Below are 11,899 nucleotides of genomic sequence, written 5' to 3' on the forward strand. Positions count from 1 at the left end.
ATTTCAATCGGATAGAAAGTAAATTTGTAGACTTGTATTTTCCCGTTTGATTGAATAGGTAAATACAACTTAAAAACATCCACGCCAAGTAACCCCATAATCCAATCTGTGTTTTCAGAGTTGGACTGGTCGGTTTCCGGATAGAAATTTTTTTCTACCCATTTTCCATTTTCATTTTTTATATAATCTGTAGGAATAATAAGATCTTGTAAGGAAGCCCCGGCTTTTATTTCGGTGGGTGGTAGGCTCTTACCTTTATTGGCATAGGGGATTTCTGCATGAATAACTTTGGAGGAGTCATCTTGTACCTTGATAGTGGTAAGATCCCAAATAATTTGAATGGGGGACTTACTGTGGTTGATAAGAGAAAAATTGATTCTTGAATATTGCGGATCGAAATTGACTGTAAATAAATTATCAGAATAGGTAGTACTTTTTTTATGTGTCGTTGCCTCGCGGATTGCAAAAGTATATTTATAAAAATGCCCATTCAGTCTTGCCATCATTTGTTGCGAACTGAGGCATGATGCGAATAGCAGTGCACAACACATAATTATGCATATCATCCAAGTGTTGCTTTTAATAGAAAGTATTTTTCTCATCTTTTTGCTTAAAAATCATTGCGAAGATAAAGTAATAATATAGCTTCTGATTCTTGTTCACATTGTATTATTTTATATTGCCATTGTCATTTTGGTTACAATAAGAGAGGTTAATGGCAATAAGACAACTCGCCCCCGTAATTCTACGGGTGTTATTGAACAATAGATTTTCCAGTAAAAAATATTAATGATAAATTTAAGATAGTAAATGCAAAATATATCTACTAACAATCGTTATCTTTATAGCAAATAGAAATAATTCAGAAAAGATGAATAAAACATTTAAAAACGCCGAAGAAGCAATTAAAGATATCCAAGATAGCGATACGATAATGCTTGGTGGCTTCGGTCTGTGTGGGATTCCGGAGAATAGTATTAATGCGTTGGTGAAAAGTGGCGTTAAGAATTTAACCTGTATTTCCAATAACGCAGGTGTTGATGATTTTGGTTTGGGCTTGCTTTTACAATCAAAGCAGATCCGGAAAATGATGAGCAGTTACGTTGGAGAAAATGCGGAGTTTGAGCGGCAATTACTGGCTGGAGAATTAGAAGTAGATTTAATTCCGCAAGGTACTTTGGTAACACGTATTCAGATGGCAGGCATGGGGATTCCGGCTTTCTTTACGCGTGCGGGTATTGGAACCGAAGTAGCAGTGGGAAAAGAAATTAGAAATTTTAATGGAAAGGATTACTTAATGGAGCTGGCGCTTCATGCAAAGTTCGCATTGGTAAAGGCTTGGAAAGGTGATACCATGGGAAATCTTGTTTTTAGAAAAACGACGAGAAATTATTCTACCTCCATGGCGAAGGCAGCCGATATTACCATTGCTGAAGTGGAACATTTGGTTCAGCCTGGAGAACTAGATCCGGATCAAATTCATGTTGCCGGTGTATATGTACATCGCATATTCCAAGGGGAAAATTATATTAAGCGAATTGAAAAAATAACCGTGCAAAATAATTAAAATGGCATTAGATAAAAATCAAATTGCAAGACGTATAGCTCAAGAGTTAAAAGATGGTATGTATGTAAACCTGGGTATAGGTATTCCTACTTTGGTTGCTAATTATATTCCTTCAACAATGACTATTGTATTACAAAGTGAAAATGGTATGCTTGGCATCGGCCCGTATCCAACTACAGAAAATGTGGATGCTGACCTGATAAATGCGGGTAAGGAAACAGTTACCATTATTGACGGGGGCGCTTTTTTTGATAGTGCAGAAAGCTTTGGAATGATACGTGCAGGAAAAATAAATCTGACCGTCTTGGGTGCTATGGAAGTAAGCGAAACTGGGGATATTGCCAACTGGAAAATACCGGGGAAAATGGTAAAGGGTATGGGCGGGGCGATGGATTTGGTAGCAAGTTGCGACAATATTATTGTGGCAATGCAGCATACCAATCGTGCAGGTGAAAGCAAAATTTTACCTAAATGTTCCCTGCCATTAACGGGGGTTGCCTGTGTAAAAAAGATAGTTTCTGACTTAGCAGTACTCGAAGTTACCAGGGATGGCTTTTTATTGTTAGAACGCGCACCAGGGGTAACTGTAGAAGAAATACAACAAAAGACTGCTGGTAAATTAATTATACCGGATAATGTACCGGAGATGAGATTTTAGGTGTTTGCTCTTCCCCGGGCCATATCGTAGTTAAGTTCTGTTTGGTGAGCGTGTGTCGGGTGCCGTTACAAAAATTTTAGGTGTTAGTTTGCGGGGACCGCCGCAAACTAACACCTAAGGCTGACATAGTTCGTTGAACATCCCCACTGCGTAAATCACATTTGCATGAATGGTACTAAATGATTTTCGCAAAAGCTTTACCAATCATTAATACGGGGTTTTCGAAACCGGTGCTTATTGACGCTGCATCTTGGTTTAATGTGGTGCTGTTTTGAATTTGAGCATTCATTTTATCTTGTACCTTTTGTAGGTTGTTTTTAATTTTTTCTTGTTGCTCATTTAAATCTTCTTTTTGCTTTTCTATCTTTTCTTTAATGTCGTCCTGTTGTTCTTTAATTTTTTCCTGTTGTTCCTTAATAATATCTTGGGCTGATTTAATTTTATCGTTGCTTATATCTATATCCGTGTGCGTAGGAATTAATCCGTCTTTTGTCATAAGATATTCAGTATTATAATCCCAATCGTATTTTCCGTTATCATAGTAGAAATCAAAGTCATCATTATCAAATCCTAGTAAGAATCTGTTGTTAAAGCCATCAGTTTTGTTTATTTCTATCCTTTTTCCAAGGGGAACAGCAACCGTTATAATTACAAATTGATTGCGAAATTTATCTGTTTTATTGATGGAGAAATAAGTAGGGATATCTAGAATTGAATCTCGTTGTGTAATTGCAGTAAAGTTTATTTTATCTGCTAAAATATTCGCTTGCTCCATAGATTTTCCGTTTGAAAATTTTGCAATTGAAACGCCGAAGCTATCTGCCGATGCTGGTATTATTCTGACATTGGTATTATTTATAAATGTAGAATCATTAAAAAAACTATCCATATCGCGATTGAAGAACCAATGTCTATTATAATAGGGTCTTTCCCTTTTATTTAAAGTTATTTCAAGTTTATTTATTTTGGCATTATTAAGCGTAACGGGCATTTCCGTAGGATCGTTTACGTATTTGAAATCGTTATATATAGAGGCAATTAGACAAATGCCAGCTATCAAACCCACGAACCACAGCGATATAAACGTGATTCGCAACGCTTTACTACTTCTTGTAGACTTGGTAAGTTTTCTTATTATCCATACGATAATTCCAATTACCGGAACCCATATTAACAATAGAAAAGCAACGTATGTAAAAATATTTTCCCAAAGGCCACCGATAATATAATCTTTTAAAGGTGAAATGCCAATTAATGCCACACCTGCTACACCCAATCCGCCGATTATTGAAATCAATATTATTCCAACAATAAAGTAGGCGAATATTTTACACAGCAATATGATAAAATCACCCAATGTCGAACGATGACTAGGTGCAGTGTGTGCAAGTGTTTGTACTGGCTCGTTGGGGCTGCTACTAGTTACTTTTTTTTTACCATCACCTAAGTCTTCCTGAACGGTTGACTTTATATTATTAAGGTCTACATTTTCACCCTTCATTGAAAGTTTATTAGATGCAGTAACGGCTGGAGGAACGACAATCCATAGGATTATATATAAGGTGATAAAGAACCCATTGATACCGGGAAAAAAGAATCCGCCTGAGTGTAAATTGAATGCTAAGCTTATCGGCAATGTGCAAAAAACGCCTATTATGAAAATTACTTTAGGGATCCAAATACTCACATTAAAGTAACTCGCCAGTCCACTACATACACCACCAATTGTTTTATTGGAAATGTCTCTGAAGAGTTTTTTTTGAGAGGAACCAATAACTTGTGTGGCGGAGCTAGGAACCGCTATCCATAAGATGATATAGGGAATAATGCCGATACCATAAGTGAAAAATAATACTAATGTGATGAGTCTCACCATAGTAGGATCTATGTTGAAGTAGTTGGCGATACCAGCACACACACCACCTATTTTCTTATTGGTTTCGTCACGGAACAATTGCTTATGTCCTTGTGCATTCTGCGCAGATGCTTGATTGTTCTGACTTTGTGTCTTAGTTTCCTTTCCCCCCAGTGAATTTTCCTCTTCTTCAAAGTCTTCTGGGCGGCCAATACTTGAAATAATTGCATCTAAGTCTGATTCACTTACGCAAGGATTTCCCTTTTTAATTATTTCTCCAAATAATTCGGAAATCCGACTTTCAATGTCATTAATAATTTCGTCGCAGCCTTCTTCATCTGCAAAATGTGTGCGTAAACTTTCTATGTAACTTTTTAGGTTTTCGTAGGCTGTCTCTTCTATCATGACTACGCGCCCCTGAAAATTTATATTAATTACTTTTTTCATTCTATTTATTTTATATGGCTTTATAAATTATGATCTGTTACTTGGTTTACTGCGTCTGAAAGCTCTTTCCACGTATCTTCTAATTCTTTTAAAAAACTCAACCCCTCATCTGTAAGGCTAAAATATTTTCTTGGGGGCCCCGACACGCTTTCTACCCATCGATAACTGAGCAAGTTGGCATTTTTTAATCTAGTCAACAAAGGATAAAGCGTCCCTTCCAAAATGTTCAAGTTAGCTGCTTTCATTTTTTCTGCAATATCACTGGGATATGCTTCTGCTTGTTTGATGATAGATAAAATGCAAAACTCCAATATCCCTTTCCGCATTTGGCTTTGTGTATTTTGAATATCCATAGTTCTTTTTTTATTGTTTTGCAGAACAAAGATAAGGTGATTAATAATACTATGCAATACATAGTACTGAATATTTTTAAAAATAATTTTACATACAAATTAACTTACTGATAATCAATATGAATTAATTAAAAATAAATATGAAAATGATTTACTTGTAACCGCTTTTCTTGAGCAAAAGCGCGAAAAATCATCAATTATAAATTCAAAAACCTGAGTTTCAAGCCTTATCTTTGCCCAGATGAAAGTATTAATGGTTTGCTTGGGAAATATTTGTCGCAGTCCCCTGGCAGAAGGTATCTTGCAATATAAAAGTGACGAGCAAAAGCTAAACTGGGAAATTGATAGCGCAGGTACTGGTGGCTGGCATAGTGGTGAACCTCCGCATAAAAAAGCGCAAAAAATCGCGCGATTACATGGTGTCAACATTAGTCCCTTAAAAGCAAGGCAGTTTATCAAAGAAGATATGCAGCGTTTCGACAAAATATATGTAATGGATAGTGACAATTACAATGAAGTAAAACGTATAGCCGGCGATCTTTGGGATGAAAGAAAAGTTGATTTAATTTTGAACGAATCGAACCCGGGTAGCAATGCATCGGTTCCCGATCCTTGGTACGAAAATACAGATGACGCTTTTGAGACGACTTTTCAGTTATTGAATGAAGCTTGCGAAAAATTTTTAAACAAGATAAAAAAATAAATAATGAATAGCGAAGTAGATTCTTTAACTATTCACTACTAATTTATGAAACCTTCTCAACCTCAAGGAACCAGAGACTTTAGCGCAAATGTGGTGCGCAAACGTCAGTATATTTTTAATATCATTCGTAATGTATTTGAGTTATATGGTTTTCAACCATTGGAGACACCTGCCATGGAAAATATTGAAACATTGATGGGTAAATATGGTGAAGAGGGAGATAAGCTAATTTTTAAGATTCTCAATAACGGACTTGATAATCCTGCGAAAGCAGAAAAAACAAAGGAAGGGTTTGAAGATGTATTGAAAGGGAAAACGAGTAAATCAATCACAGAGAGAGCATTGCGTTATGATCTTACCATTCCTTTTGCAAGATATGTGGCAATGAATCATGGACAATTGGTTTACCCTTTTAAACGATACCAAATACAACCAGTTTGGCGCGCCGACAGACCGCAACGCGGCCGTTACAGAGAGTTTTACCAATGCGATTGTGATGTAGTAGGAAGTCGTTCTTTGTTGAATGAGGTAGAACTTACGCACATTTATTTATCTGTTTTTAAACAATTGAAAATTGATGTTGAAATAAAAATCAACAGCCGAAAAATTTTGGCTGCACTTGCTGAACTTTGCGGAGGCGCAGATAAATTAACGGATATTACTATTGCTATTGACAAGTTGGATAAAATAGGAATAGAAAAAGTAAAGGAAGAATTGGCACAACGTGAATTAGGGTCGAACCAAATTGATATTATTGAAAAATATCTTTCTATTGGCGGCGGCAATGAAGAAAAGATGGAAGAAGCGAAAGTACTATTAGCCAGTAATGAAATAGCTGCTGCCGGATTTGAAGAGTTGAAATATGTATTGGACCATACTAATATTGAAGATAAAATACTAAGTCTGGATTTTACTTTAGCCAGAGGGTTAAATTACTATACAGGAATCATTTTCGAAATAAAGGCGAAAGGAGTGGAGATGGGAAGCATCGGTGGAGGGGGCAGATACGATGATCTTACAGGACTTTTTAGGGTTTCCGATATTCCAGGTGTGGGTATTAGTTTTGGTGTAGATAGAATATATGATGTGATGGAAGAGTTGCAACTGTTTCCCGAAGAAGTGCAAATTGGTACTGAAGTGTTATTTTTTAATTTAGGCGAAAAGGAAACAAAAGCTGCTTATCGACTAATGCAACAATTACGTGGCAACGCAGTGCGTTGCGAATTGTTTCATGAAGCAGTTAAGATGGATAAACAATTTAAGTATGCCGAGAAGAAAAATATTCGTTTTATTATTATTATTGGAAGTAAAGAATTGGAAGAAAATATTTGTACAATAAAAAATATCCAAACGGGAGAACAACAATCGGCCAATCTTACTGAAGTAGAATTGATAAAGGATATTTTAAAATAAGAATATTTTTGGTTTGAAAATTGTAATGAATTTATATATGAAGCAAATTATACGAATTATATATCCAGTATTTGTTCTTTCTATACTATTAGCCGCTTGTGGGAGGAGGAATATTCCAGCGAAATCTTCGAATACGGAACTAAAACCGAAAATTGCACCCGATAGAGTTGATCATAAACAATATGTAAAACGTGCTACGATACTTGATTCTGTTCACAATGCCTCTGAAAAAATTGGATCGAATAATGGTGTTGTAGAGAATCCGTCTGATCTAACTGCTAAAGCCGCTGTATCAAATGCACCTATTGTAGTAATAGATAGTCATGGTGTATTACAAATAGATTCGCTAAATTTACCTCCGAATGTATCGCATAACCTAGACTCTCTTAGTCAAGCCGTACGTGCCTATACGCCTAATGAAGCCAAAAACTTGGCATTCCGATTTAAAGAAATACCTCCCCGCATTTTGTATGTGCCAGATAATCTGGCCAAAAAAGGGGTTAAAGGATATTACTACAGATATGAGAACAAGTTTTGGTATTGGAAAAAAGACGATGGCTTTTTCTATTTAGATGAAAATTATTACAAATAGAGGTGATCGCCATTGGATTTCATCAACAGCCACCTGTCCTTACACCTTAAGTTTATTGATTTGATAGTGGACTTTTTCCATGCGCAGGCGCCTATGTGCATGGAGCAACTCATATGGGCACGGGTAGACTAAGCTAGGCCCTATTATTCAGATATTTTTCTTAGTTATTTGTGCTAAGTTTATTTCAGAGATCGGGTAAGAGCAATCATTTTGATAGCCGTAATGGCGGCCTCTTCACCTTTGTGACCATGAATGCCTCCGGTTCTTTCAATTACTTCTTCTTCAGAATTTACGGTCAGCACACCAAAAATAATAGGAATTTTTAAGCATAGATTTAAAGATAGAATTCCATCGGTAACCATATTGCAAACATATTCAAAATGAGGTGTTCCACCACGAATGACTGTACCTAAAGTTATAAATGCATCTGCACTTTGTTGGGTACTTTCGGCATAAGTTTTTATCGCATAAGGGATTTCTACCGCTCCGGGAACGCTTATACTTCGATACTTTACATTGTTCTGCAACAATACGTTTATACAACCTTCTTCAAGTTTATCTACTAGATGAGCATTCCATTCCGTTTTAATAATTATGACAAAGGCATCCTTTATTTGAGGGATGCCTTTTGATAAATTTGTATTTCCTTGAGTGGCCATTGTTATTAATTGTTGGGCTGTATAGCTAAACGATTTAAGTATTTATCAGCTTGCACACCTTTTTCAGTATTTGGAAATTTTTCTTTTAATTCTTTATACAAATCCACCGCATCATTTGTCTTGCCCGTCAATTCACTTAGCAAAGCAGCACGGAATAAATATTCTGAAGCATTTACATCATCGTCTTCAAAAGTAGATGAGGCTTTTTTATAGCTGTCAATAGCTTCAGTATTTTTCTTCAATTCACTATAAGCATCACCAAGTGAACCATAGGCCATCATTTGGATTTGCTTTTGTTTCGTTTTAAAATCATTTAGATATTTTATAGCATTATTAAAATCACCTAAATGCAAATAGCTTTCTCCTGCATAATATTTTGCAAGATTCCCTGCATTGGTACTTCCATAATTACGAATAATAGAAAGAGCGCCTTTGTTAGCTCCTTCACCTTCGATTACAAATTTGTAAGCGGCAGTATCCACCGTTGGTGACATCGTTGCTTGTTGAAAAGCCATTTGTACCGTTGATAATTCTTTGTTTGCTGTTTCCTCTTTTGGTTGAACAACATATTTTTGATAACCCAGCCATCCAGCAACGGCTAAAATAATAATGATAAGTACGGTAAGGATAGGCTTTTGGTATCTATCCCAAATAACCAATAAATTGTCACTGCTAAAAGTCTGTTTTGTAGACATACGTTGTTTTGAAATTTTATTTTTTAAGCTACTTTTTATAGAACAGCGACACCATTCTTTCGAATTCTGAAATTGAATAGATTGCTGTGCGCGCAAATATAAGTTTTAGTCTGTAATAAATGGATAATTTTGATCTGCATATACATCTTTCAGTAATTCACTTTCATCCGGGAAGGGACTATCTTCAGCAAATTTCACGGCTTCCTCTACTACGTTTTCAATGCGGGCATTAATAGCTGCTATTTCTTCGTTAGAAGCAAAATTTTTGTTTTCAATTTCCTTCAATATCATTTGGATCGGATCTTTGGATTTGTATTCTTCCAATTCCTCTTTAGTACGGTATTTTCCCGGATCAGAAATAGAGTGCCCTTTGTAACGATAAGTTTTTATTTCTAATAAAGTCGGACCACCTTTTTCTCTTGCACGTTTAACGGCGCGGGCCACAGCTTCATGGACGGTTTCGGGATTCATTCCGTCTACCACATCTGCTGGCATTTCATAACCGTCAGCTAGTTTATAAATATCTATCACATTCGACGTCCGTTCTACGGAAGTTCCCATAGCGTAATGATTATTTTCGCAAATAAATATTACAGGAAGTTTCCAAAGCATTGCTAAGTTAAAGGTTTCGTGCAATACGCCCTGACGTGCGGCTCCGTCACCAAAGAAACATAATACTGCATTGTCTGTTCCTTTGTATTGCTCTGCAAATGCCAATCCAGCACCGACACCTATTTGCCCTCCCACAATACCATGTCCGCCGTAAAAATGATGCTCTTTACTGAAAAAGTGCATACTGCCTCCTTTTCCCTTAGCACAACCGGTAGCCTTACCATAAAGTTCCGCCATCGCAGCATTTGGCGTTATGCCTTTAGCAATTCCTAAACCATGATCGCGATAAGCCGTAATAAATGGGTCTTCGGGACGGGTTGCAGTCATGCAGCCGGCGGCGATAGCTTCCTGCCCAATATAAGCATGAAAAAAACCGCGTATTTTGCCAGCCATTTTATATTTTTCTTCCGCTTTTAGTTCAAATTGGCGGATAAGTTGCATTAACTCGTACCAGTATAGGTAAGTTTCTTTTGAGAATTGTGTATTTGTAGCCACAGTATATAAAATTTGAGACGCAAATATAGGTATTAATTTGAAAAAGAAGGCTATCTTTAGCCTGCTTTCTCTTAATGAAGTGCATTTAGTTTGGAAACTTAATCAGGGATCATAAAACGGCGTTTTATTAGTTGCTCAAATTGTACGGTTACTTCACTTCCCATGTCCCATCCTAATTTTAAGCGCAGCTCTCGTTCTGCCCAGGTATGGGCTTGTTCGTAATTATTGAATTTATTGAGTGTGAAAATGCTGCGTTCATACATTGCCTCATCGCCACGAAATAGCTCACTGATATATACATATCGGTCATTGATACCTATGGCCGCTGATAAATCTTCTATTGGAGTGCTTTGTAATGTTTGACCTAGTTCTATCCCGTCTTGCTTTAAACTTTCATTTAATTCCCGTTCTTTTTGGGTAGTCGCAGGTTTGTTTTGGACCAGCGTAGGAACTTCGTAGGATTCCGTATATGTTGACCAGATGTTAAATTCATCCCGAATAAATGGATGCGGTTCCTTTGGTTGCTCCGACTGAGGCTCACTCACTTCTAAATCATTATTATTACTAGGCGGAATTATTGTTTCCGTTTCTATAGGCTTGACATTATTAATTTTTTCTTCTATTACTTCTGGTAAACTAGCTTCTTTTTCTTGTGGGAAAGATGTTTCAATTTCTGAAATGGTTCTTTCTTCTTTAAAAACAGGTGGATTTTTTCCCGGTAATATGACGGAAACATTAGGAAGACTTTGATATGTTTGCGTACAGAATTGCAATTCCGCCAACAGCATTTGAGTGGCAGTAATTAATTGCTCTCTGCTCGCATTTCCAGCAGCTAAAGTGTGCAATCTTTCTACTAAAAAATGTATTTTATCTAGTTTTTCCATATTACAACGCGAGGTTTCCTTAATAAATAATAATTTTGAACGATAAATTTTAAAACTTAAAGTTACTAAGTAATTATTTGAACGTTAAATAGTAATATAATATTTTCCGTAGAGAAATGTTAATATGTTTTGCGTAGAAAAAAGTAATCAGCAATAAATGTTTATAGAACCAAGCTTCACAGGCGAAACACGTGGTTGGATAGAAGTGATTTGCGGCTCCATGTTTAGCGGAAAAACCGAGGAATTGATTCGCAGATTGAAGCGGGTAAAGATTGCTAATCTTAAAGTAGAAATCTTTAAGCCCTCGATTGACATGCGTTACAGTGACAATGAAGTCGTTAGTCATGATGCCAATGCTATCCAAAGTACGCCCGTAAATTCTTCTCAAAATATTTTATTGCTTTCGCAAGATGTAGATGTGGTGGGAATTGACGAGGCGCAATTTTTTGATGCGGAGATCGTAAATGTCTGCGAAATACTTGCTCGTAAGGGAGTCCGCGTAATAGTAGCCGGCCTGGATATGGATTTTAAGGGGAATCCATTTGGTCCTATGCCACAACTTTTAGCAGTTGCGGATTATATCACCAAGTTACATGCTATATGTGTCAGATGTGGGAATATCGCAAATGTATCATTTAGAAAAACGGCACAAATGGGGCAAGTTCTATTGGGTGAAAAAGATGTGTATGAGCCGCGATGCCGCAAGTGCTACGATGAGGGCCTAAAAGAAAATAATATTGTAGGTGAGGTATAATTTTTAACTATTCATTTTTAATCTATAATTTCTTGAACCGTTCTGTTTTTACATTAATTAAGAAAGACCTATTACTCGAAATGCGGCAACAATATACATTGTATGGTATTTTGTTGTATGTAGCTTCAACTATTTTTGTTGTCTACATTACGCTTGGTCAACCGGAAGATGTAGTATGGAACGCCTTGTTTTGGGTGGTGCAATTATTTGTA

13 protein-coding genes and 1 pseudogene are annotated in these 11,899 nt (G+C 36.5%); 7 read left to right on the forward strand and 7 right to left on the reverse strand.

Annotation, left to right across the window (positions count from 1 at the left end; all coding sequences use genetic code 11):
• The coding region (locus ACQR30_RS16630) for a hypothetical protein (protein WP_429736881.1) at positions 1–602 on the reverse strand (602 nt) is incomplete at its 3' end.
• A gap of 269 nt (positions 603–871) precedes the next feature.
• Here ACQR30_RS16630 and ACQR30_RS16635 point away from each other — a divergent pair.
• Complete coding sequence (locus ACQR30_RS16635) at positions 872–1,567, forward strand: CoA transferase subunit A (RefSeq protein WP_429736882.1); 696 nt, start codon at positions 872–874, stop codon at positions 1,565–1,567.
• A gap of 1 nt (position 1,568) precedes the next feature.
• Positions 1,569–2,225 carry a 3-oxoacid CoA-transferase subunit B gene (locus ACQR30_RS16640; RefSeq protein WP_429736883.1) on the forward strand — a complete coding sequence of 219 codons (657 nt, stop codon included), beginning with the start codon at positions 1,569–1,571 and terminating at the stop codon, positions 2,223–2,225.
• A gap of 175 nt (positions 2,226–2,400) precedes the next feature.
• On the opposite strand, the gene ACQR30_RS16645 is transcribed toward ACQR30_RS16640, so the two are convergent.
• A complete protein-coding gene (locus tag ACQR30_RS16645) occupies positions 2,401–4,527 on the reverse strand; it encodes a PspC domain-containing protein (RefSeq protein ID WP_429736884.1) in 2,127 nt (708 codons plus the stop codon).
• 20 nt (positions 4,528–4,547) lie between these two features.
• Entirely contained in the window at positions 4,548–4,880 is a 333-nt protein-coding gene (locus tag ACQR30_RS16650; protein WP_429736885.1) for a PadR family transcriptional regulator, read from the reverse strand.
• Positions 4,881–5,121: 241 nt separating this feature from the next.
• On the opposite strand from ACQR30_RS16650, the gene ACQR30_RS16655 reads away from it, so the two are divergent.
• From ACQR30_RS16655 to ACQR30_RS16665, 3 genes are read left to right on the forward strand one after another with little or no spacing between them, the layout of a single operon-like run.
• Positions 5,122–5,583: a low molecular weight protein-tyrosine-phosphatase gene (locus tag ACQR30_RS16655; protein ID WP_429736886.1), complete on the forward strand. Its 462-nt coding sequence runs from the start codon at positions 5,122–5,124 to the stop codon at positions 5,581–5,583.
• A gap of 45 nt (positions 5,584–5,628) precedes the next feature.
• Positions 5,629–6,996, forward strand: coding sequence for a histidine--tRNA ligase (gene hisS / locus ACQR30_RS16660; RefSeq protein WP_429736887.1), 1,368 nt, complete (start codon positions 5,629–5,631; stop codon positions 6,994–6,996).
• 37 nt (positions 6,997–7,033) lie between these two features.
• Positions 7,034–7,588, forward strand: a complete 555-nt coding sequence (locus tag ACQR30_RS16665) for a hypothetical protein (RefSeq protein WP_429736888.1) — start codon at positions 7,034–7,036, stop codon at positions 7,586–7,588.
• 179 nt (positions 7,589–7,767) lie between these two features.
• On the opposite strand, the gene ribH is transcribed toward ACQR30_RS16665, so the two are convergent.
• The 4 genes from ribH to ACQR30_RS16685 all read right to left on the reverse strand — a co-directional run bounded on the left by ribH (position 7,768) and on the right by ACQR30_RS16685 (position 10,933).
• Positions 7,768–8,247, reverse strand: coding sequence for a 6,7-dimethyl-8-ribityllumazine synthase (gene ribH, locus ACQR30_RS16670; protein ID WP_429736889.1), 480 nt, complete (start codon positions 8,245–8,247; stop codon positions 7,768–7,770).
• A 5-nt stretch (positions 8,248–8,252) separates the two neighbouring features.
• Positions 8,253–8,942 (reverse strand): tetratricopeptide repeat protein, encoded by a 690-nt coding sequence (locus ACQR30_RS16675; protein ID WP_429736890.1) that lies wholly within the window; start codon positions 8,940–8,942, stop codon positions 8,253–8,255.
• A 105-nt stretch (positions 8,943–9,047) separates the two neighbouring features.
• Positions 9,048–9,995: a pyruvate dehydrogenase (acetyl-transferring) E1 component subunit alpha gene (pdhA, locus tag ACQR30_RS16680; RefSeq protein WP_429736900.1), complete on the reverse strand. Its 948-nt coding sequence runs from the start codon at positions 9,993–9,995 to the stop codon at positions 9,048–9,050.
• A 152-nt stretch (positions 9,996–10,147) separates the two neighbouring features.
• Complete coding sequence (locus ACQR30_RS16685; protein ID WP_429736892.1) at positions 10,148–10,933, reverse strand: hypothetical protein; 786 nt, start codon at positions 10,931–10,933, stop codon at positions 10,148–10,150.
• A gap of 157 nt (positions 10,934–11,090) precedes the next feature.
• Here ACQR30_RS16685 and ACQR30_RS16690 point away from each other — a divergent pair, with 157 nt between their 5' ends.
• Together ACQR30_RS16690 and ACQR30_RS16695 are read left to right on the forward strand one after the other, a co-directional pair.
• On the forward strand, positions 11,091–11,687 hold the full coding sequence (locus ACQR30_RS16690) for a thymidine kinase (RefSeq protein ID WP_429736893.1): 597 nt from the start codon (positions 11,091–11,093) through the stop codon (positions 11,685–11,687).
• Between the two features lie 32 nt (positions 11,688–11,719).
• Positions 11,720–11,899 (forward strand): annotated as a pseudogene (locus ACQR30_RS16695) (heme exporter protein CcmB); the annotation flags it as partial.

Origin of the sequence: Arachidicoccus sp. (assembly GCF_050436765.1) — a bacterium.
In the GTDB taxonomy this organism is placed as follows: Bacteria; Bacteroidota; Bacteroidia; order Chitinophagales; family Chitinophagaceae; genus Arachidicoccus.